The organism is Streptomyces sp. NPDC020884 (assembly GCF_044333935.1).
Lineage (GTDB): Bacteria > Actinomycetota > Actinomycetes > Streptomycetales > Streptomycetaceae > Streptomyces.
In genome coordinates, this window is record NZ_JBIRRY010000006.1 from 168290 (window position 1) to 190408 (window position 22119).

Consider the following 22119-nt stretch of genomic DNA (forward strand, 5'->3'; position numbering starts at 1 on the left):
GCTCCGGTGGCGGTCGCGCGGGCCGGTGTGCGTTCAGACCCGGTGACACGCCGCGGAGCACACGCGCTTCAGGTCGACATGACCTCGCGTCGTCAGGTGTGCGGATCGCTGCATGGCGCGCAACGTAGCCGGAGCGGCGTAACCCGGTCAAACCGCTGACCGCATGGTGGACGGCCGTCTCAGCGGGGCGTGTTGCCCGGGTATTGCCGCATGTGACAGGCGTGTGGCGGGGGCGCGACGCGGTGATCCGGCGATCGGTGCGGGGCGGCGAGGCCCGCTCTCCATCGGGATGGTGCCGGGAATTAACCGATGATGCCTTGTCATGCCCCGTTCTACGCGCATAGCTTTTGCCCCTACTACTCCGTTGGGGGCACCTCCCGTGCAGATATACAGATCCGGTTCCGTCCTGCTGACCGGCGCCGTCGCCGTCGCTCTCGCGGTGACCGCCCTTCCCGCCGCCCAGGCGGCCCCGTCCGCCACCGCCGTGATCTCCGAGGTGTACGGCGGCGGGGGCAACTCCGGCGCGACGCTGACCCGGGACTTCGTCGAGCTGGCCAACGCCGGCTCCGCTCCCTTCGAGGTCGGCGGTCTCAGCGTCCAGTACCTGCCGGGCAGCCCGTCGGCCGGCTCGCTGTGGCAGGTCTCCGAGCTGTCCGGGTCGATCGCGCCCGGCGGCCGCTACCTGCTCGCCCAGGCCGCCGGCACCGGCGGCACGGTCGCGCTGCCCACCGCGGACGCCACCGGCACGGTCGCCCTGGCGGCGGGCAGCGGCACCGTCGCCCTGGTCTCCGGGACGGCCCCGCTCACCTGCAAGTCGGCGGCGGACTGCGCGGCGGACACCCGGATCGTCGATCTGGTCGGTTACGGGTCCGCGGTCGTCCGGGAGGGCGTCGGCCCGGTCCCCGGCGCGTCGGCCACCGCCTCCGTCGCGCGGGCCGCCTCGCTCGCCGACACCGACGACAACGCGGCCGACCTCGCCGCGGGCGCGCCGACCCCGGTCAACGCCAAGGGCGAGACGTCCGGCGGCGGTCAGGAGCCCGAGGAGCCCGGCCCCACCGAGCCCGGCGACGTCCGGATCCACGACATCCAGGGCGCCACCCGCGTCTCCCCGCTCGACGGCACGGCGGTCACCGGGGTCCCGGGCGTCGTCACCGGCGTGCGGACCAGCGGCTCACGCGGCTTCTGGATCCAGGACACCGCGCCCGACAACGACCCGCGCACCGGCGAGGGCCTGTTCGTCTACACCGGCTCCACCGCCCCGGCCGTGCAGGTCGGCGACGCGGTCCTGGTCAGCGGCAAGGTCGCCGAGTACTACCCGGGCACCGGCACCCAGTCGCTCACCCAGCTCACCGCACCGCGCACCACCGTCCTCTCCTCCGGGAACGCGCTGCCCGCCCCGGTCGTCCTCGACGCCCGCTCGGTGCCCGGCCGTTACGTGCCCTCGGCGGACGGCGGGGCGATCGACGCGCTGCCCCTGAACCCGAAGCGCTACGCCCTGGACCTGTACGAGGCGCTGGAGGGCTCCCGGGTCCGGATCGCCGACACCCGGGTCACCGGCGCGACGACCCCGTACGACGAGATCTGGGTGACGGTCGAGCCTAAGGAGAACCCGACCCGGCGCGGCGGCACGCTCTACGCCTCGTACGAGGACCAGAACACCGGCCGTCTCAAGGTCATGTCGCTGGACCCGGCGCAGCCGATCCCGGCGGCGAACGTCGGGGACGTACTCAAGGGCCGCACCACCGGCGTGCTCGACTACGCCTCGTACGGCGGCTACAACGTGCAGGCCACCGAGCTGGGCACGCTCGTCGACAGGAAGCTGCGGCGCGAGGTGACCCGCGAGCAGAGGAAGAACGAGCTGGCGGTCGCCACCTACAACGTGGAGAACCTCGACGCGGTCGACGACCAGGCCAAGTTCGACACGCTGGCCGAGGGCGTCGCGGTCAATCTGTCCTCCCCCGACATCGTCTCGCTGGAGGAGATCCAGGACGACAACGGCGCGGTGAACGACGGCACGACGGGCTCGGAGGCCACGCTGAAGCGGTTCACCGACGCGATCGTCGCCCAGGGCGGCCCGCGCTACGCCTGGCGCTCCATCGCCCCCGAGAACAACCAGGACGGCGGCGAGCCCGGCGGCAACATCCGCAACGTCTTCCTCTACAACCCCGAGCGGGTCTCCTTCACCGACCGCGCGGGCGGCGACGCCACCACCCCGGTGGAGGCCGTGAAGAAGGGGAAGGGCGTCGAACTCTCCGTCTCGCCCGGCCGGATCAACCCGGCGAGCGCGGCGTGGGCGGACAGCCGCAAGCCGCTGGTGGGCGAGTTCGTCTTCCGGGGCGAGCCGGTCTTCGTCGTCGGCAACCACTTCGCGTCCAAGGGCGGCGACCAGCCGCTGCACGGCCGCTACCAGGAGCCGACGCGGTCCTCGGAGACCAAGCGGATCCAGCAGGCCGCCGAGGTCAACACCTTCGTCGCCTCGCTGCTGAAGGCGGACAAGTCGGCCAAGGTCGTCGCGCTCGGGGACTTCAACGACTTCGAGTTCTCCCCGACAATGAAGGCGCTGACCAAGGGCAGGGCGCTCAGGCCGCTGATCACGACGCTGCCCGCCGCCGAGCGGTACAGCTATGTCTTCGACGGCAACTCGCAGACGCTGGACCACATCCTGACGAGCCCCGGCATCCGGCGGCCCGACTACGACGTGGTGCACATCAACGCCGAATTCGCCGACCAGGCGAGCGACCACGACCCGCAGGTGGTGCGGGTGAGGGTCGACGGGGCGCACGGCCACGGACGCTGAGTCCGGGACCCGGCGGGCCGGACCGGATGTTCAGGTCCGGCCCGCCGGCGCGGCCGCCTGGCGCGGCAGGGCGACCGCGCCGGCCGCCGGCTCCCGCTCCGTGAAGAACCGGCAGACCAGCGAGGCCACGTCGTCGGCCCGCTCCAGGACCACCCAGTGGTCGGACTCCTCGATCGTCAGGAACCGGCTGCCCTCGATCGTCGCGGCGAACTCCCGCTGCCGCGCCGGCGAGGTCACCGTGTCGTGCTCCCCCGCGAAGACGAGCGCCGGTACGCCGGTGAGCCCGCCGGAGAAGTCGGGCCGGTCGGCCAGCGCCCGGTAGAGGGAGTCCGCCGCGTGCGGCGAGTGGGCGAGTGCGTGCAGGAACGAGCGCCGGACATAGCGGCGGGCCAATTCCCTGCGGTGTACGGGGCGTTCGGGGTCCAGGCACATCAGCGCGTCGGCGGCCGTCGCGGCGAACCCCGCGCGGTCCCCCTCGGCCAGCTGGCGCCGGGCCCGCTCCCAGCAGGCGACCTGGGCGGCGTCGATGTGGACCGGAACGCCGCCGAGGGCCAGCCGCGCCACCCGCTCCCGGTGGCGGCGGGCGAAGCCGTAGGCGATGGCGGTGCCGTAGGAGAAGCCGAAGACGTTGAGCCGGGGGGCGCCGAGGTCGTCGGCGATGCCGAGGACGGCCCGGCGCAGCAGGTCGGCGCTGGGTCCTGGCGGGAGCGGGTCGGCGCTGCCCATGCCGGGCAGGTCGGCGGTGACCACATCGGTGGCCGGGCCCAGGTGGTCGTCCATCTGGGGCCAGCCGAACATGCCTTGGAGCGCACCGCCGAGGACGAGCGTCGGCTCGGTGGCCGGGGGCGTCCCGGGGCGGGTGTGCGGCAGGACGCGGTAGCTGTAGCGCACTCCGTCGACCGACAGGGTCCGGATGATCTCCTCGGGCATGTGCTCCTGCGTTCCCTTCCGCTCAGGCCCTGGTGAGGACGAGTGCCGCGTTGTGGCCGCCGAAGCCGAGCGAGGTCTTGACGGCGCAGTCGAAGGCGGCGGTCCGGGCCTCCTTGGCGACCACCTCGATCGGGATCCGCGGGTCGGGGGCGTCCAGGTTGACGGTGGGCGGGACCAGTCGGTGCTGGAGGGCGAGCACGGTGAGCGCGGTCTCGATGCCGCCGGCCGCGCCGAGGGTGTGGCCGGTCATCGCCTTGGTGGAGGTCACCAGGGGGCTCTCGCCGAGGACCCGGCGGAGCATCGTCGCCTCGATCAGGTCGTTGGAGAGCGTCGAGGTGCCGTGCGCGTTGACGTGCCCGACGTCGGCCGGGGAGAGGCCGGCGTCGGCGAGCGCGGTGCGCAGGGCGCGTTCGATGCCGAGGCCCTCGGGGTCCGGGGCGACGGCGGAGTGGGCGTCGCTGGAGGCCCCGTAACCGTCCACGTGGGCACGGACGGTGGCGCCGCGGGCGCGTGCGTGGTCCGGGTGTTCCAGGACGAGCAGTCCCGCGCCCTCGCCGACGACGAAGCCGTCGCGGTGGGTGTCGAAGGGGCGGCAGGCGGCCGCGGGGTCCTCGCGTCGGGTGGAGACGGCCTTGAGGCTGCAGGCGCTGGCGATCAGGAGGCGGGTGCAGGTGGATTCCGCGCCGCCCGCGATGACGATGTCGCAGGCCCCGGAGCGGAGCATCTGGTGGGCGGTGCCGATGGCGACCGTACCGGAGGAGCAGGCGGTGGAGACGGCCTGGCTGGGTCCGTGGACGCCGAGGTCCAGGCTGACGCTGCTGGCCGCGCCGTTGACGACGCTGAGCGGGGCGAGCTTCGGGGAGACCCGGCGGGGGCCGCGCCCGGCGAGGGTCGTGTGCTGCTCGTCGTAGAAGGGCAGTCCGCCGTGGGCGGAGCCGATGACGACGCCGACCCGGCCGCTGTCCCAGACGGCCGGGTCGAGCCCGGCGTCGGCGACGGCCTCGCGGGCGGCGATCACGGCGAGCTGGGCGAAGCGGTCCATCAGCCGCTGGGCGGCCACCCCGAGGACGGCCCCCGGGTCGCAGTCGGTGACGGAGTAGAAGAAGTCGCAGGGCAGCCCGTCCAGTTCGGGCCGGGGGCCGGCGGACGGCGCGAGGCCCTCGGTGACGCCGCGCCAGGCGGCGTCCGCTCCCGTACCGGCGGCGGTGACCAGGCCGACGCCGGTGACGGCCGCGGCGAACGGGGCGAGCGGGGTGCGGCGGTAGGGCCGTGCGGTGGCCGCGCTCATGCGGAGACCTTCCCGTGCACGGCCTCGACGAGGCGGCCGACGGTGTCGCGCGAGGTGAGCGCGACGTCCTCCAGGTCCACGTCCAGCCGGTCCTCGATGAGCAGCCGCAGTTCCTCCAGCGCGAGGGAGTCCAGCCGCAGCCGGTGCAGCGGAACGTCGGGGCGGATGGCCTCGGGGTCGGTGCCGAACTTCGCTACCAGCAGGGCGCTGATCTCTTCCGAGGTGCTCATTGGCGCTCCTGGGATCGGTGACGCGGTGACGCCGGCCGCGTGAGGGGAGGTGGGGGGGAGGGGCCATCGGGGGACGCCGGCTGCTCCGGAAGGACCCTTTATACGCCTTCGCGGACGCGTTCCCGGTCCGCGTTCCCCCGTGCGGTGGGAGGGGTGTCCAGGTGTACGAATCCGGGGTGCGGCGCGGGTGGATGCCAGGATGGGAGCACAGCCCGTACGGGACGGCACGAGAGAAGGAGAAACCGATGACGGCCGAGCAGGACGGCAATGCGGAGGCCGCACCGAGCCCCGCCGACTGGGTCGCCCGGCAGGCCGAGCTCTACGAGTCCTCCGGCGGAACGAAGGGCACCACGCAACTGGGCGTGCCGTGTCTGCTGATGGACTACGTGGGGCGGCGCAGCGGGACGGTGCGCCGCACGGTGCTGATGTACGGGCGGGACGGCGAGGACTACCTGATCGTGGCGTCCAACGGCGGATCGGACCGGCCGCCCCTGTGGTATCTGAACCTCCAGGCGAACCCGGAGGTCGAACTGCGGGTGAACACCGAGCGGTTCGGGGCGGTGGCGGCGACGCTGCCGGCCGAGGAGAAGGCGCGGGTCTGGCCGGGCCTGGTGGAGCTGTTCCCGCGCTACGGGCAGTATCAGGCGGGCACCGAGCGGGACATCCCGGTGGTGCGGCTGACGCGGCGCTGAGCCGTCGCAGACCCCCGCCCTCTTCGACGCCATGTCCGCGATGCGCGCCATGGTGCGGGGACCCAGCGGCGGCAGCATGCGGTGTGACGAGTGCGTGCTGGTGACCGACCGCCAGGTGACGCGTCAACCAGCGCCGACACCCCTGTCGGGTGACGTTCGACGTCACCCGACAGGCCTAGCGCGAGAGCCAACTCCCCTGTATTTGCAGGATGTTGCCAGCCGGATCGACCAGGTCTCTCGTTGTCATGCCCTGCTCAGCTCGGTAGCCTGGCCGCATTCGCCATCCCTCTGGCCCGACCCGGGTCCGAGGGCTTTTCTCTTCCCGCGAAGCCCCGCGCGATGTCCACGCGGTCCCCTTCGCGGCCTCCCCCACACCCCTCCCCCACAGAGCAGGAGCCCTCATGCCCCTACGCACCGTCGCCCGAACCCGGGCCCGCGCCTGCGCCTGCGCCGTGGCGGCCCTCACCGCCACGGCCCTTCTCGCCACCGGGCACCCGGCGACCGCAGCACCCGGTCCGGACAAGGCCGACCCGATGAACCGCGCCCTCGCGGAGGCGTCCCGGGAGTACGGGGTGCCGCGCGATCTGCTGGCCGCCGTCGGCTACGGCGAGAGCCGTCTCGACGGACACGCGGGCACGCCCAGCCAGGCGAACGGCTACGGCGTGATGCACCTGGCGAGCAACCCCGTCAACCGCTCGCTGGAGAAGGCCTCCGAGCTGACCGGCGAGAGCGCGGCCCGGCTGCGCCGGGACACCACGGCCAACATCCTCGGCGGCGCGGCCGTCCTGCGCGACCACGCCGACGCGCTGGGCCTGGACTCCGCCGAGCGCCGGGACGTGAACTCCTGGTATCCGGCGGTCGCCCGCTACAGCGCCGCCGAGGGAACCGCCGCCGCGCTCTACGCGGACGGGGTCTTCGACTTCCTCGCCCGGGGCGTGACGGCGACGGTGTCCGGCGGCGAGGAGGTGCTCGTGCCCTCCCGGCCGGTCGCCCCGGACAAGGGCGGGGTGTCGGCCGCCGACGTCCAGGCCAGGAGCGCGGACTACCCCTCGGCGCTCTGGGTGCCCGCGTACTCCGGGAACTTCGTCGTCGGCCGCAAGGCCTCCGTCGACAAGGTGGTCATCCACACCACCCAGGGCTCGTACGCCGGTTCCATCAGCTGGTACCAGAACCCGGCCTCGGAGGTCAGCGCGCACTACACGATCCGCTCCTCGGACGGTGAGGTCACCCAGTCGGTCCTGGAGAAGGACACCGCCTGGCACGCGGGGAGCACCAACTCCTCGTCCGTCGGGATCGAGCACGAGGGCTATGTCGACAACCCGGCCTGGTACACCGACGCGATGTACCGCTCCTCCGCCGCCCTGACCAAGCACCTCGCGGCGCGGTACGGCATCCCGAAGAACCGGTCGCACATCATCGGGCACAGCGAGGCGCCCGGCGCCGACCACACCGACCCGGGTCCCCACTGGGACTGGAACCGCTACATGGAGCTGATCGACGGCGATCCGGGCTCCGGCGGCGACGGCCTGACCTTCCCCTCGTACACCACCCAGAAGTCGGGCTCCAGCGGGCCGCAGGTCAAGGCGGTCCAGCAGCTGCTCAACACGCAGGGCTACGAGGCGGGCGCCGTGGACGGCAGCTTCGGGCCCACCACCCACAGCGCGGTGCAGGCGTTCCAGCGGGCCCGCTCCCTCGACGCCGACGGCACGGTCGGCCCGAAGACCTGGACGGCCCTGTTGTCGGCCGGCACCACCCCGGCGCTGGCGAAGGGCAGCACGGGTGACGCGGTGAAGCGGCTCCAGCGGTCCCTGACGGCGGCGCTGGGCACCACCGTGGGCGTGGACGGCACCTTCGGCCCGGCCACCGAGACCGCGGTGCGCAGCTACCAGACCAGCCGCAAGCTCACGGTCGACGGCCAGGTCGGCCCGGCCACCTGGGCGGCGCTGCAGGGCGGTAAGTGATCCCCGGCCCCGGGCGGCCCTCCCGAGGGGCCGTCCGGGGCCGCGGTCCGGGGCTGCCGTCCGGGGCCCCGTACCGATAGCGTCGTAGCGTGTGCCACTACGCGATGACCCACTACAAGCTGCACTTCGCCTGTGTCCCGTGCCGCGTCAGTTTCAAACGGCATCCCGCGGGCGACCGGGAGCAGCCCTGCCCGAACTGCGGCCGCGCCCTCGTCTGCGCGGGCCACGACTTCGCGCCGCCGCCGCGCCGTGACACCGCGGCCTGGAGCGCGGTGGCGGCCGTCCTGGCGGCGGGCCTGCGCTACGAGGGTCTGGAGGCGTGCGGCTGCGGCAAGGAGCCGCGCTTCCGCCCCCGGACCGGCGCGGAGGTCCGGGCCCGCCGGATCGTGGCGGCCCGGACCGGCCTGTCGGCGGCGCAGGCGCTGGCCCGCCGCGATCCGTCGGTCCCGGAGGCCGACTGACGCCCGAGCCGGCCTGGCCAGGAGCAGGTCCGGTGCGTGCGTCGGGGGCGCGCGCCCGTCACTCCCCCGCGCCAACCGGGTACCCGATCTCCTTCACGTCCTCGGCCAGTTCGGCGGGGACCCGCTCGGGGTTGAGCGCGGTGATCACCGCGTCGGTGAGCGGCCGCAGCGCGTAGACATGGCGTACGGCCTCGAGGTCGACGGGGACCTCGAAGTAGTCCTCGGCCCACTCCCGGTAGGACTCGGGGGTGCCCGTGACGAGGAGCTGGAAGAGCCAGTCGGCCCCGTCGGAGTCCTCGCCGTCCTCCGGGAACTCGACACTGCCGGCCCGCCAGCGGTCATCGCCGCTCTCGCGCCAGAGGCAGGCGGTGACGACGGGCAGGCCGAACTCGTCGGTGAACGAGGGCTCGTCGACGTACCGGCGGAAGACGGCCGGCACCTCGTCGAGCACCCCGGGCCAGGGGGCGTCGTCCACGTACGGGCTCATCGGCGACTCGTGGTCGAAGCCCCGCGCGTACGCGCCGTCGGCGGAGAGGACCACGGAGTACTCGCCGCCCGACCCGTCCCGCATCGAGGCCATCTCCTCCGTCGGCGACCACTGCGTGTCGAAGCCGTGCCAGCGGTGGTCCCACTCGGGACACAGGATCGCGTCGAGCATCGCCAGGGAACGGCAGAGATCGGTGAGGACGGATATGTCCGGCAGCCTGCGGGCCACGTCGTGAACGCTCATGGGCTCATCCAACCGCACCGGCCGGGGGCCCACGCACGTGGTCCCGCACTCCGCGAGGGGAGTACGGGACCACGTCAGTAGGTCACTTCAGGCCGAAGGCCCGAATGATCTCCTGGTCGACGACGAGTCCGCCGGGACCCTCCGCGTGCGCCTTGAGCGAGACCGAGGCCGCGCCCTTCGACGGGGTGCGGAACTTCGCGGTCCACTCACCGGCCTTCCCCTTGCGCAGTTCCGCCTCGATCCAGTGCTTGCCGTCGTCGTAACTGACGGACAGCGCGGCCTTGTTCGCCCTGACCGCGCCCGGCAGCCATTCCTGGGTGCCGGCCGACAGGACGATCTCCGTCGAGCGCCCGGCCCGGACGTCGCCGGCCAGGTCGGTGTCGACGTCGTAGTCCAGCTGGAGCATCGGGATGTCGGCCTGCGACGGGCCGCCCTCCTCCAGCGCACCGGAGACGAAGCCCCACTCGGAGTGGGTGCGGGTCGACGTCTTCCAGGTCCCCGCGTCCCGCCGCGCGTCGATGACCAGGCGGTAGGGCAGCTTCTCGGCGGCCAGGTCGCCGACGTAACCGGCGCGGCCCGCCCCCTGCCTGAGCAGCGTGTCGCCCTGGTGGAGGGCGTAGGAGGTGGTGTCGTACTCGTCCTCGGGCATCGAGCCGGAGTGGCCGGCGCCCGCGTCCGTCCACGGGGTGATGTTGAACTGGAGGTCGTTGGACACGGTGCGGAACGGGCCCCAGTAGCCGGTGCCCAGGCGGGGGCGGGTCACCGGGGCGAACCACTCGGCGCGGTAGTCCCGGCCCGCCCGGTAGTCCAGCTCGGCGCTGCGCATCTCGTGCGCCCGGTCGGACTGATCCGCGTTGAGGACCGCGTGGTTCTCGTACCAGAACGAGTCGCCCGGCAGCGGGTTGACCCACTCGGTGCGGACGTCCGGGAACCGCTCGTACTCCTCGAAGCCGAGGCCGGGACCGTAGTCCGGGATGTCGTAGCGGTAGCCGCCGCCGAGCGTCTTCTGATGGCCGTAGAAGGTGTTCTCCACCTTGGCCAGCTGACGGGTCGAGGGGGCGAAGGCCAGCGAGCGCTCCGGGATCGTGCCGTCGTGGCGGTCGACCAGGTCGTAGAGGTAGTCCGCGAACCTCTTCTGGTCGATCCGGATCTTCTTGCCGCGCTGTGCCGCCCTGATCAGCGTCTCACCGGCGGAGCTCCGGACCGAGGCGACCGGGATGGTGGTCTCCTCGCCGTACGGGGTGTAGCTCTCCATCGCCACGCCGCGCTCGTCGTTGACGACGAACAGGGCCTCGGCTCCGGCGGCCAGCGCGGCCGCGAGGCGTTCGGCGGGGGCGACCCCGGCGCTGCGGGTGATGACGACGGCCTTGCCGCGCGCGTTCACGCCCTCGTAGTCCGCCGGCGCGCCCCGGCCCGCGTAGAGGGCCTTCAGCTTCTGCCCGCTGTCCTCGGCGACGGGCGAGCCGCCCTGGACGAAGACCGGCACGTCACGGCCGTCGGCCTCGACGTCGATCAGCTTCTCGCCCTGCCGCCAGCGGGTCAGGAAGCTGAAGTCACCCTCGGTGACCTTCTTGGTGGGGCTCGCCCACAACTGGTCGTAGGTGAGGGGGATCTGGAAGGCGTCACGCTGGACGGTGCCGTCCGGGGCGGTGCGCGCCATGTCGTAGCGGAGCTGGCGGGTCTCGGTCTCCTTCGGGGTGCGCACGCCGACCTTGCGGGCCTTCGAGGCGTCGAGGGTGACGGTGGTGGAGCCGGTGAGGATCGTCTCGGGGGCCGCGAGGAACGCGACGGCCCGGGAGTCGGGGCGGTCGCCGTCGATGTCCACGGAGGCCCAGGCGGTGTAGTTGCCGGGCGGCAGGCGCAGGGTGGTCCCGCCGCCGCTGACCTGGACGAGGCCCAGCTGCGGGTCGCCGAGCTCGCCGAGGACGACCAGGCCGTCCATCGGCCGGCCCGACCGGTCGCGGAGCTTCAGCGTCAGGTCGTGCAGCTCCTTCTCCTTGGTGAGCGCGAAGCCGGTGTGCGCGACGGTGTCGCCCGCCGCGTCCGTGGCGAGGACCTGGCCGGAGAAGGTGGTGTCGTTCGCGACCTTCGACGGATCGAGCGACAGGACCGCTTCGGCGCTGCCGCCCGCCGGGACGGTCAGGGTGTCGGTGGACAGCGTGTAGGCCGTCTCGTCCGTGTCGGTGGCGAGCTTCAGCGTGACGTCCGTGTCACCGGAGTTGCGGTAGGTGACGGTGCGCTCGGCGACCTCGTCGGACGGGCTGTGCGGCCAGTCGTAGGAGGCGGTCCGGACCGAGCCGGTGGCCTCGATCGTGGTGTCGATCGCGGCCTTCACGTCGAGCCGGCCGGTCCCCTGCTCGTACGGGGTGTACGCGTCGAGCTTCTTGGAGGAGGTCATCAGCGCGTCCTTGATGCGCTGGCCGGACCAGTCGGGGTGACGCTGCTTCAGGATGGCTGCCGCGCCCGCGACATGGGGTGTGGCCATCGACGTGCCGGACATCGACTGGTACATGCCCTCGATGTCGGGGATGGACTGCGAGGCCGCGGCGTTGATGTCGACGCCGGGGGCCGACAGGTCGGGCTTCAGGCCGTGGGAGCGGACCAGCGGGCCCATCGAGGAGAAGGCGGCGCGGCTGTCCTGCTTGTCGACGGCGGCGATGGTGAGTGCCTTCTCCGCCGAGCCGGGCGAGCCGATGGTGCCCGCCCCGTACGCGTTGCCGGCGGCGATCACGAAGAGCGGACCGCCGTCCGCGGAGAGGGAGTTCACCGCCTGGGACATCGGGTCCGTGCCGTCGTCGGGCACCGGGGAGCCCAGGCTCATGGAGACGACGTCGGCCCCTTCGGCCTTCGCCCACTCCATGGCTTCGATGATCCCGGAGTCCGCGCCGGAGCCCTCGTCGCTGAGGACCTTGCCGACGAGCAGGTCGGCGGCCGGGGCGACGCCCTTGTTCGCGCCGTCGGAGGCCGCGCCGGAGCCGGCGATGGTGGAGGCGACGTGCGTGCCGTGGCCGTTCCTGTCGTCGACCTCTTCGCCGGGGACGAAGCTGCGGGCGGCGACGACACGGTCCTCGACGTCCGGGTGGTCGGCGTCGATGCCGGTGTCCAGGACGGCGACCTTGGCGCCCTTGCCGTCGAATCCGGCCGCCCACGCCTGCGGGGCACCGACCTGCGGCACCGACTCGGCGAGCAGCGCGTCGGAGCGGCCGTCCAGCCAGAGCTTGGCGATCCCGCCGTCCAGTGAACGGGCCCCCGGCGTCCGGGTGACGGCGCTCCAGAACGTCCGCGCGCCGTCCTTGTCGGCGGTGAGCGCGGCGCCGTGGATGGAGGCGAGGGTGCGGACCTTCCGCGCGCCGCGCGGGGCGGCGGGCAGGGCCTTGGCCTGGGCATCGCCCGTGGCCGCCGGGTAGGTCGCGATGAGCGGGATGGAGCCGGCGCCGCGGTCGTCGTATCCCATCCGCACCAGGGCCGAGACGTTGAACAGCCGTCGGTCCAGGGTGCCCGCCGCGATCAGCGTGGTGGCCTCGTCGGGCAGGACGTACACGTCCTCGCCCGCCTGCTGGATGTGGACGCCGCCGCTCGCGCCGTCGGGGCGGTCCACGGTGACGGTGTCCTGGGCGCCGGGGCCGTCCACGTACCGCACGACGTCACCGGTGACCAGGGTGACGGTGTGGCTCGCTGTGCGTATGCCGGAGCGCGGGGCGTCGGCGCCCGGTGCGGGGGCGGCGCCCGCGGTGCCCGCGAAGGGGACCAGCATGCCGCCCAGGAGGGCCGCCGAGGTCGCCAGGAGCAGGGCTCTGCGTCCTGGGCGAGCGGGTCTCGCCCGGCCGGGAACGGAGGAGGGGGAAGAAGTCATGCAGTTGATCTACCGGTAAATCCGGGGCGACCGCTGCGTTCGGGGCGGGCGGGAAGCCGCCGTGGCGGTTACCCGCCCGGGGTGGACGGGGTGTTGACGGGACGGTTCAGGCCACCGAGGCGAGCGGCTGTCCGCTGCTGTCGTGGTGGATGGGGGTGTGCGCCCCGGTGAGCGGTACGCCGCTGCCGCCGCGCCGGACCGCGACGATCTCGGCGGCGATGGACAGGGCCGTCTCCTCCGGCGTACGGGCGCCGAGGTCGAGGCCGATCGGCGAGTGCAGCTTGGCCAGTTCACGGTCGGTGAGGCCGACCTCGCGCAGCCGGTCGTTGCGCTCCAGGTGGGTGCGGCGCGAGCCCATCGCCCCGACGTAGGCGACCGGCAGGCGCAGGGCGGCCTCCAGCAGCGGTACGTCGAACTTGGCGTCGTGGGTGAGGACGCAGAGCACGGTGCGGGCGTCGGTGGTGGTCCCGGCGAGGTAGCGGTGGGGCCAGTCGACGACGATCTCGTCGGCCTCGGGGAAGCGTGCCTCGGTGGCGAAGACCGGTCGGGCGTCGCAGACGGTGACCCGGTAGCCGAGGAACTTCCCGGCCCGGACCAGCGCGGCGGCGAAGTCGATGGCGCCGAACACGATCATGCGGGGCGGGGGCACGCTGGACTCGACCAGGAGCTCGATGGGCCGGCCGCAGCGGGAGCCCTCCGCGCCGATGGTGAGCGGCTCGGTGCGGCCGGCGTCCAGCAGGGCGCGGGTCTCGGCCGCGGCGGTCCGGTCGAGCGCCGGGTGGCCGCCGAGCCCGCCCTCGTAACCGCCGTCGGCCCGGACCAGGAGCGGGAGTCCGAGCAGTTCGGCGGGCCCGTCCGTGATCCGTGCCAGCGCGGCCGCCGTCCCCTCGGCGGCGGCCGCGAGCGCTGCGGCGAACACCGGGCGGGCGGGATCGTCCGCCCGTACCGGTGTCACCAGGATGTCGATGATGCCGCCGCAGGTCAGTCCGACCGCGAAGGCGTCCTCGTCGCTGTAGCCGAAGCGCTCGCGGACGGACTTCCCGTCCTCGAGGGCCTGCCGGCACAGTTCGTAGACCGCTCCCTCCACGCATCCGCCGGACACCGACCCGATGGCCGTGCCGTCACGGTCGACCGCGAGGGCCGCGCCGGGCTGCCGGGGCGCGCTGCCGCCGACCGCCACCACGGTGGCGACGGCGAACTCGCGTCCCTGCGAGACCCACCGGTGCAGCTCCTCGGCGATGTCCAGCATGGCGTGTCTCCTTAGGCGAGAAGGGGGAGGGCCCGGGGGCGTCAGTGGACGCCCAGCCAGCTCTCGATCGGGTTGAGGGCGAAGAAGACGATGAAGATCACCGTCAGCCCCCACATGAAGGCCCCGACCTCGCGGGCCCGGCCCTGGGCGAGCTTGATGGCGCTGTAGGCGATGACACCCGCGGCGACACCGGTGGTGATGGTGTACGTGAAGGGCATCAGGACCACGGTCAGGAAGACCGGGATGGCGACCGAGCGGTCGCCCCAGTCCACGTGCCGGGCGTTCTGCATCATCATCGCGCCGATGACGACGAGGGCGGCGGAGGCCACCTCGGTCGGCACAATCGCGGTGAGCGGGGTGAAGAAGAGGCAGGCGGCGAAGAAGAGGCCGGTGACGGCGGAGGCGAGCCCGGTCCGGGCTCCTTCCCCGACGCCGGTGGCCGACTCGACGAAGACCGTCTGGCCGGAGCCCGAGGCGACACCGCCGATGACGCCGCCGGCGCCGTCGATGAACAGCGCCTTGGACAGGCCCGGCATGCGGCCCTTGTCGTCGGCGAGCTTGGCCTCGGTGCCGACGCCGATGATGGTGGCCATCGCGTCGAAGAAGCCGGCCAGCACCAGGGTGAAGACGATCATGCCGACCGTCATCACGCCGACGTCTCCCCAGCCGCCGAACTCGACGTTCCCGAAGAGTGAGAAGTCGGGGGTGGAGACCGCGCTGCCCTCCAGCTCCGGCGGGCCGCTGCTCCACGTCTTGGGGTCGATGTCGACGATCGCGTTGATGACGATCGCGATCAGCGTGCCCACGACGATGCCGATGAGGATCGCGCCGGGGATGTTGCGCGCCTGGAGCATGAAGATCAGGAGCAGGGTCACGCTGAAGATCAGGACGGGCCAGCCGGCGAGTTCACCGGCCGGGCCGAGCGAGACGGGGGTCGCGCCGGCGCCCTTGTGGACGAAGCCGGCCTTGAAGAGGCCGATGAAGGCGATGAAGAGCCCGATGCCCATGGTGATGCCGTGCTTGAGCGCGAGGGGAATCGCGTTCATGATCATCTCTCGGAGGCCGGTGACCACCAGGAGACAGATCACCACACCGTAGATCACGCACATGCCCATGGCCTGCGGCCAGGTCATGTTGGGCGCGACCTGCGAGGCGAGCACACCGGAGACGCTGAGCCCGGCGGCGAGCGCCAGGGGCACCTTCCCGACAAAGCCCATGAGCAGGGTCGTCGCGGCCGCCGCGAAGGCGGTGGCGGTGATCAGGCCGGGCTGGCTGAGGAGGTTGCCGTTGACGTCCTCCCCGCCCAGGATCAGCGGGTTGAGCAGGAGGATGTACGCCATGGCCATGAAGGTCGTGACGCCGCCGCGCACTTCGCGCGCGACGGTGGATCCTCGTTCGGATATGTGGAAGTAACGGTCGAGCCATGATCTTCCGGCGGGGATGCGCGAGCCGGGGCCCGCACCTTCCGGACTGGTCTTCGGTTCCACTGACTGCTGGGTCATGATGCCTGACTCCCAAGGTTCACAGGGGCACCCGCGTGGAGATTCCTGAATGCGGGATTTGGGATGACTGCGTCGGCTGCACGACCCGGGGACGGCCGGGACGGACTGTTGAAGCAGAACGGTTGTGCCGGGGAGGCACGGTGGGTCCGTGGGACGGTGCCGTGCTGTCGGGCACGGCGAAGAACCGCGAGCGGTGCGGTACTTGGTGTCTCCGGGCGGTGCGGGATGCGGAAAAGTGTGACGTTCTCGGCTCAGCACACCGCCCGGAGAGTTCGGGGGGGGGACCGCTCGGAGGCTGCCGGGCGACGACCGGTGGGAGGCCGCCCGGCAGGCTCTCAGGTGCTGGTGAGGTGTTCGGGCCGCACCGGTGTCCTGTTGAGCTCGAGGCCCGTCGCGTTCCGGATCGCCGCGAGGACGGCCGGGGTGGACGAGAGGGTGGGGGCCTCGCCGATGCCGCGCAGCCCGTACGGGGCGTTCTCATCGGCGAGTTCGAGCACGTCGACCGGGATCGTCGGCGTGTCGAGGATCGTGGGCAGCAGGTAGTCCGTGAAGGACGGGTTGCGCACCTTCGCGGTCTTCGGGTCGACGATGATCTCCTCCATCACCGCGACCCCCATGCCCTGGAGGGTGCCGCCCTGGATCTGGCCGAGGACGGAGAGCGGGTTGAGCGCCTTGCCGACGTCCTGGGCGCAGGCCAGTTCGATGACCTTGACCAGGCCGAGCTCGGTGTCGACCTCGACGACCGCGCGGTGCGCGGCGAAGGAGTACTGGACGTGGCCGTTGCCCTGTCCGGTCTTCAGGTCGAACGCCTCGGTGGGGCGGTGGCGCCACTCCAGCTCGACGTCGATCGCCTCGTCCTCCAGGACGTCGGCCACGTCGGCGAGCACCTCGCCGCCGTCGGTGACGACCTTGCCGCCCTCCAGGAGGAGTTCGGCGGTGGCCCAGGCCGGGTGGTAGGTGCCGAACTTGCGGCGGCCGAGCTCCAGGACCTGCTCCCGCACGGCCTCGCAGGAGTTCTTGACCGCGCCGCCGGTGACGTACGTCTGGCGGGAGGCCGAGGTGGATCCGGCGGAGCCGACGCGGGTGTCGGCGGGGTGGATGGTGACCTGGTTGACACCGAGTTCGGTACGGGCGATCTGGGCGTGCACGGTGACGCCGCCCTGGCCGACCTCGGCCATCGCGGTGTGCACGGTGGCGACCGGCTCGCCGTTGATGACCTCCATCCGCACGCGGGCGGTGGAATAGTCGTCGAAGCCCTCGGAGAAGCCGACGTTCTTCAGGCCGACCGCGTAGCCGACACCGCGCACGACGCCTTCGCCGTGGGTGGTGTTGGAGAGCCCGCCGGGCAGGGCCCGGACGTCGACGGAGGTGCCTTCGCTGCCCGCCGTCAGCCACTCCTGCTCGGGCGGCAGCGGCCGGGACTTGACCCGGCGCAGCAGCTCGGCGACCGGGGCCGGCGAGTCACAGGGCTGGCCGGTGGGCAGCAGGGTGCCCTGCTCCATGGCGTTGAGCTGCCGGAACTCCACCGGGTCCAGGTCCAGCTTCGCGGCGAGCTTGTCCATCTGCGCCTCGTAGGCGAAGCACGCCTGGACCGCGCCGAAGCCGCGCATCGCGCCGCAGGGCGGGTTGTTGGTGTAGAGGGCGACCGCCTCGATGTCGACGTCCTCGATGACGTACGGGCCGACCGAGAGCGAGGAGGCGTTGCCGACGACCGCCGGGGAGGCGGAGGCGTAGGCCCCGCCGTCCAGGACGATCTTGCACTTCATGTGCGTGAGCTTGCCGTCCTTGGTGGCGCCGTGCTCGTAGTACAGCTTCGCCGGGTGCCGGTGGACGTGTCCGAAGAAGGACTCGAACCGGTTGTAGACGATCTTGACGGGCTTGCCGGTGCGGAGCGCCAGCAGGCAGGCGTGGATCTGCATCGAGATGTCCTCGCGGCCGCCGAAGGCCCCGCCGACGCCGGAGAGCGTCATGCGGACCTTGTCCTCGGGCAGGCCGAGGACGGGGGCGATCTGGCCGAGGTCCGAGTGCAGCCACTGGGTGGCGACGTACAGCTCGACGCCGCCGTCCTCGGAGGGCACCGCGAGGCCGGACTCGGGGCCGAGGAAGGCCTGGTCCTGCATGCCGAAGGTGTACTCGCCCTTGACGATGACGTCGGCGCGCTTGGCGGCCTCGTCGGCGTCGCCGCGGATGATCGGCTGGCGGTGCACGATGTTGGGGTGCGGGACGTGGCCGATGTGGTGGTCGTCGCGGCCCTCGTGCACGAGCACGGCGTCCGGGGCGGTAGCCGAGGCCTCGTCGGTGACGAGGGGCAGCTCGCGGTACTCGATCTTGATCTTGGCGGCGGCGCGGCGCGCGGTCTCCGGGTGGTCGGCGGCCACGATGGCGACCGGCTCACCGTGGTGACGGACCTTGCCGTGGGCGAGAACCGGGGTGTCCTGGATCTCCAGGCCGTAGTTCTTCATCTCGGCGGGCAGGTCGTCGTAGGTCAGCACCGCGTAGACGCCGGACGTGGCGAGCGCCTCGGAGGTGTCGATGGAGACGATCTCGGCGTGCGCGACGGTGGAGCGCAGCGTCTGGCCCCAGAGCATGTCCTCGTGCCACATGTCGGAGGAGTACGCGAACTCGCCGGTGACCTTGAGGGTGCCGTCCGGGCGGAGCGTGGACTCGCCGATGCCGCCCTTGGTGGGCGAGCCCTGGGTGATCTCGGTGGGTGTGCCGGCCGGTACGGTCGCGGACTTCGGGGGCGTCGTCATGACTGGACCGCCTCTTCCTGACGGGCGGCCGCGAGGCGGACCGCGTCGAGGATCTTCTCGTAACCCGTGCAGCGGCACAGGTTGCCCGAGAGCGCCTCACGGATGTCCTGGTCGGACGGGGAGGGGCTGTTCTCCAGCAGTTCGTCGGCGGCGACCAGCAGGCCGGGGGTGCAGAAGCCGCACTGGACGGCTCCGGCGTCGATGAACGCCTGCTGGATCGGGGACAGCTCGACGGCCTCGCCGGTCTGGCCGTCGGTGGGCTTGGACTGCCAGCGCTTGGCGGCGTCCAGCGTGGTGCCGCACGCGCCGGAGGCGCAGCCGGCGCCGGGGTGGGCGTTCTCGCGGTGCTTGGAGTAGTCGGCCAGGCCCTCGACGGTGACGACCTCGCGGCCCTCGACCTGGCCTGCGGCGACCAGGCAGGAACAGACCGGGACGCCGTCCAGTCGGACCGTGCAGGAACCGCACTCGCCCTGCTCGCAGGCGTTCTTGGAGCCGGGCAGGCCCATGCGCTCACGCAGGACGTACAGGAGGGACTCGCCCTCCCACACGTCGTCGGCTTCCTGCTGACGGCCGTTGACCGTGAAATTGACTCGCATGGTTACGCAGCTCCTTCCAGCGTGCGGCCCGCGCCGCGGTACTGCTCCCAGGTCCAGCCGAGCGTGCGGCGGGCCATGATGCCGACCGCGTGCCTGCGGTACTTCGCCGTGCCTCGTACGTCGTCGATCGGGTTGCAGGCGCCGGACGCGAGGGCGGCGAACTGCTTGGCGATCGCGGGGGTGATGATCTTGCCGTTCTCCCAGAACCCGCCCTCTTCGAGCGCGGCGTTCAAGAACTCCTCGGCCTCCTTGGCCCGGACCGGGGTCGGGGCGGCGGAGCCGATGCCGGTGCGCACGGTGCGGGTCTCGGGGTGCAGCGCGATACCGAACGCGCAGACGGCGATGACCATGGCGTTACGGGTGCCGACCTTGGAGTACTGCTGCGGTCCGTCGGCCTTCCTGATGTGCACGGCGCGGATCAGCTCGTCCGGCGCCAGGGCGTTGCGCTTGACCCCTGTGTAGAAAGTGTCGATAGGAATCAGCCGCGTACCGCGTACGGATTCGGCCTCGACCTCGCAGTCGGCCGCCAGGAGGGCCGGGTGTGCGTCACCGGCCGGCGAGGCGGTGCCGAGGTTCCCGCCGACGCCGCCGCGGTTGCGGATCTGCGGCGAGGCGACGGTGTGCGAGGCGAGCGCCAGGCCGGGCAGCTCGGTGCGCAGGTGCTCCATGATGCTGCTGTACGGCACGGAAGCGCCGAGCCGCACGCTCTCCTGGCCCACCTCCCACTCGGACAGCTCACCGATGCGGTTCAGGTCCAGGAGGTACTCGGGCCGCCGGTGGTCGAAGTTGATCTCGACCATCACATCGGTGCCGCCCGCGATGGGCACAGCGGTGGGGTGCTCGGCCTTGGCGGCGAGCGCCTCCTCCCAGCTGGCGGGGCGAAGGAAGTCCATGAGTGGCTCTCTTCTTCTCAATCGGGTCGTTCACTGGGGCTGGGGACAGCCGGCCCTGACTGGCTCGTTCATATGGTGTTCACGTGGTGTGTGGCCCAGTACACAAGCCCCGGTCCTGCCGGTGCAGTCACCGAAACACTGAAGGAGTTGGCTGGTCTCCGTCCTCGTCTTGTAGATTCGAACGAATGACGGGGATCGGTAACCTCACCGCAATTCACAGATACCCGTTCACCCCATGGCTCCCCCACCCCACGACCACCTTCACCACCTGCTCCTTCACCCACTCCTCCTACGGAAGATCGGCGGCGACGAGATGCGGCTGCGCGCACTGCTGGAGACCGACGCGCTGGGCCTGCGGCTGCTCGGCGGCGAGGACGAACTGGACCGCACGGTCCGCGGCGTCATGACCACCGACCTGCGCGACCCCAGCCGCTACCTCTCCGGCGGCGAGCTGGTGCTCACGGGCCTCGCCTGGCGCCGGGACGCGGCGGATTCCGAGCCGTTCGTCCGGATCCTGGCGGGAGCCGGGGTGGCCGGGCTCGCGGCCGGCGAGGCGGAGCTCGGCGACATCCCCGCCGACCTGGTCGAGGCGTGCCTGCACCACCGCCTCCCACTCTTCGCCGTGCACGAGACCGTGGCCTTTGCAACGATCACCGAGTATGTCGTGCGCCAGGTGTCCGGCGAGCGGGCGGGCGATCTGGCGGCCGTGGTGGACCGGCACCGGCGGCTGATGACCTCGGGCCCGGCGGGCGGCGGCCCGGAGGTCGTCCTGGACCTCCTCACCTCCGACCTGGACCTGCGGGCCTGGGTCCTGTCCCCCACCGGCCGCCAGATCGCCGGGGCGGGCGCCCCGCTGCCCGGACCGCTGGGCGCGGCGCTGGCCGGGCACCACCTGGCCGCGACCCGTACCGGCCGCCGGGGTCCGCACCGGGCCACGATCGCCGGGACGGCGTATTCGCTCTTCCCGATCCGGAACACCGGCCGGGGCGCGGTGCCGGCCGCCCGCGACGTGCGGGAGTCGGTGCTCTCCGACTGGCTGCTCGCGGTCGAGGCGGACGCCTCGGACTGGCCCGCCGCCCGGCTCGACCTGCTCCAGGGCGTCACCCAGCTGATCTCGGTCGAGCGCGACCGCCGCGACGCGGCCCGCACCGTACGCCGCAGGCTCGCCCAGGAGGTCCTGGAGCTGGTCCAGGCGGGTGCGGCCCCCGCCGAGATCGCGGCCAGGCTGCGGGTCGCCGCACCGGTCCTGCTGCCCGGCCTCGGCGTGGCCCCGCAGTGGCAGGTCGTGGTGGCCCGGGTCGACTGGAACGCCCCGGGCCAGGCCGCCGCCGCGGGCGACATCGCGAGCGGTCCGGTGGCCCAGGCGCTGCTGGAGGAGATCCTCGTCGACCCGGCGATCAGCGGCCCCGACTCCGCCGACCGGATCGCCGTCGCCCACACGGGCGAGGAGGCCATCGCCCTGGTGCCGCTGCCCATGCTCACCACCGTGCCGCCGGAGTCCGGGGAGGACGCGGAGGGCGACGCCGCCGGGACGGTCGAGGACGCCGACGCCCTGGACGGGCACCCCGGGCTGCACGCCGACACCCTGCTCGCCTCCGTGCGCGAACCGCTCTCGGCGGGGCTCGCCGACGACGGCCGGCTGACACTGGGTGTCAGCGCGGCTGTGCATTCCGCCGAAGGGCTGCGCGGCGCACTGGAGGAGGCCCGGCACGCCCGCCGGGTGGCCGCGGCCCGCCCGGGGCGGGTCTGCGCGGCCGGTCACCACGAGCTGGCCTCGCACGTGCTGCTGCTGCCGTTCGTCCCCGACGACGTCCGGCGCGCCTTCACCGCCCGGCTGCTGGACCCGCTGCGCGACTACGACCGGCGCCATCGGGCGGAGCTGATCGAGACGCTGGAGGCCTTCCTGGACTGCGACGGATCCTGGACCCGCTGCGCGGCCCGGCTGCACCTGCACGTCAACACGCTGCGCTATCGCGTCGGCCGGATCGAGCAGTTGACGGGGCGTGACCTTTCGCGCCTGGAGGACAAGCTCGACTTCTTCCTCGCCCTGCGCATGAGCTGATCTTCCGGCCGTGCGCGGGGTCCGGCGGGCCCCCGTCGCGGTCCGGCCGATTGTGAAATCTTTCACCTGACATTGCCCGGACCCCTTGGCCCGGCGTGCCTATCCGTGCTGAGATGCGCCGT

The 22119-nt window shown here is 72.5% G+C and carries 15 protein-coding genes; 5 read left to right on the plus strand and 10 right to left on the minus strand.

What is annotated here, in order from left to right; all coding sequences use genetic code 11:
• The first annotated feature begins 379 nt into the window (after window positions 1-379).
• Window positions 380-2797: an endonuclease/exonuclease/phosphatase family protein gene (locus ACH4UK_RS20170; protein ID WP_398358048.1), complete on the plus strand. Its 2418-nt coding sequence runs from the start codon at window positions 380-382 to the stop codon at window positions 2795-2797.
• Window positions 2798-2827: 30 nt separating this feature from the next.
• Here ACH4UK_RS20170 and ACH4UK_RS20175 read toward each other — a convergent pair whose 3' ends face one another.
• Genes ACH4UK_RS20175 through ACH4UK_RS20185 form a run of 3 tightly spaced genes read right to left on the minus strand, consistent with a single transcriptional unit; the run spans window position 2828 to window position 5245 of the window.
• Window positions 2828-3727 (minus strand): alpha/beta fold hydrolase, encoded by a 900-nt coding sequence (locus ACH4UK_RS20175; RefSeq protein WP_398358050.1) that lies wholly within the window; start codon window positions 3725-3727, stop codon window positions 2828-2830.
• Window positions 3728-3749: 22 nt separating this feature from the next.
• Window positions 3750-5015, minus strand: a complete 1266-nt coding sequence (locus tag ACH4UK_RS20180) for a beta-ketoacyl-[acyl-carrier-protein] synthase family protein (protein ID WP_398358052.1) — start codon at window positions 5013-5015, stop codon at window positions 3750-3752.
• Complete coding sequence (locus ACH4UK_RS20185; RefSeq protein WP_398358054.1) at window positions 5012-5245, minus strand: acyl carrier protein; 234 nt, start codon at window positions 5243-5245, stop codon at window positions 5012-5014. The genes ACH4UK_RS20180 and ACH4UK_RS20185 overlap by 4 nt, the downstream gene beginning before the upstream one ends.
• Window positions 5246-5490: 245 nt before the next feature.
• Here ACH4UK_RS20185 and ACH4UK_RS20190 point away from each other — a divergent pair, with 245 nt between their 5' ends.
• The 3 genes from ACH4UK_RS20190 (at window position 5491) to ACH4UK_RS20200 (ending at window position 8359) form a co-directional block, all read left to right on the plus strand.
• Window positions 5491-5937 carry a nitroreductase family deazaflavin-dependent oxidoreductase gene (locus tag ACH4UK_RS20190; protein ID WP_398358056.1) on the plus strand — a complete coding sequence of 149 codons (447 nt, stop codon included), beginning with the start codon at window positions 5491-5493 and terminating at the stop codon, window positions 5935-5937.
• Window positions 5938-6338: 401 nt separating this feature from the next.
• Complete coding sequence (locus ACH4UK_RS20195; protein WP_398358058.1) at window positions 6339-7898, plus strand: peptidoglycan-binding protein; 1560 nt, start codon at window positions 6339-6341, stop codon at window positions 7896-7898.
• Window positions 7899-7987: 89 nt separating this feature from the next.
• Window positions 7988-8359 (plus strand): hypothetical protein, encoded by a 372-nt coding sequence (locus ACH4UK_RS20200; RefSeq protein ID WP_398358060.1) that lies wholly within the window; start codon window positions 7988-7990, stop codon window positions 8357-8359.
• 58 nt (window positions 8360-8417) lie between these two features.
• Here the strand turns inward: ACH4UK_RS20200 and ACH4UK_RS20205 are convergent, their stop codons facing one another.
• The 7 genes from ACH4UK_RS20205 to ACH4UK_RS20235 all read right to left on the minus strand — a co-directional run bounded on the left by ACH4UK_RS20205 (window position 8418) and on the right by ACH4UK_RS20235 (window position 19935).
• A complete protein-coding gene (locus ACH4UK_RS20205; protein ID WP_398358062.1) occupies window positions 8418-9089 on the minus strand; it encodes a hypothetical protein in 672 nt (223 codons plus the stop codon).
• Between the two features lie 82 nt (window positions 9090-9171).
• Window positions 9172-12843 carry a S8 family serine peptidase gene (locus tag ACH4UK_RS20210; RefSeq protein ID WP_398358522.1) on the minus strand — a complete coding sequence of 1224 codons (3672 nt, stop codon included), beginning with the start codon at window positions 12841-12843 and terminating at the stop codon, window positions 9172-9174.
• A gap of 205 nt (window positions 12844-13048) precedes the next feature.
• Window positions 13049-14191, minus strand: coding sequence for an XdhC family protein (locus ACH4UK_RS20215; protein ID WP_398358064.1), 1143 nt, complete (start codon window positions 14189-14191; stop codon window positions 13049-13051).
• A 41-nt stretch (window positions 14192-14232) separates the two neighbouring features.
• Window positions 14233-15693, minus strand: coding sequence for an NCS2 family permease (locus tag ACH4UK_RS20220; protein WP_398358065.1), 1461 nt, complete (start codon window positions 15691-15693; stop codon window positions 14233-14235).
• Window positions 15694-16028: 335 nt separating this feature from the next.
• Window positions 16029-18446 (minus strand): xanthine dehydrogenase family protein molybdopterin-binding subunit, encoded by a 2418-nt coding sequence (locus ACH4UK_RS20225; protein WP_398358067.1) that lies wholly within the window; start codon window positions 18444-18446, stop codon window positions 16029-16031.
• Window positions 18443-19042, minus strand: coding sequence for a (2Fe-2S)-binding protein (locus tag ACH4UK_RS20230; protein ID WP_398358069.1), 600 nt, complete (start codon window positions 19040-19042; stop codon window positions 18443-18445). The genes ACH4UK_RS20225 and ACH4UK_RS20230 overlap by 4 nt, the downstream gene beginning before the upstream one ends.
• Before the next feature lie 2 nt (window positions 19043-19044).
• Window positions 19045-19935: an FAD binding domain-containing protein gene (locus ACH4UK_RS20235; protein ID WP_398358071.1), complete on the minus strand. Its 891-nt coding sequence runs from the start codon at window positions 19933-19935 to the stop codon at window positions 19045-19047.
• A gap of 313 nt (window positions 19936-20248) precedes the next feature.
• Here ACH4UK_RS20235 and ACH4UK_RS20240 point away from each other — a divergent pair, with 313 nt between their 5' ends.
• Window positions 20249-21997, plus strand: coding sequence for a PucR family transcriptional regulator (locus tag ACH4UK_RS20240; RefSeq protein ID WP_398358524.1), 1749 nt, complete (start codon window positions 20249-20251; stop codon window positions 21995-21997).
• Window positions 21998-22119: the final 122 nt, after the last annotated feature.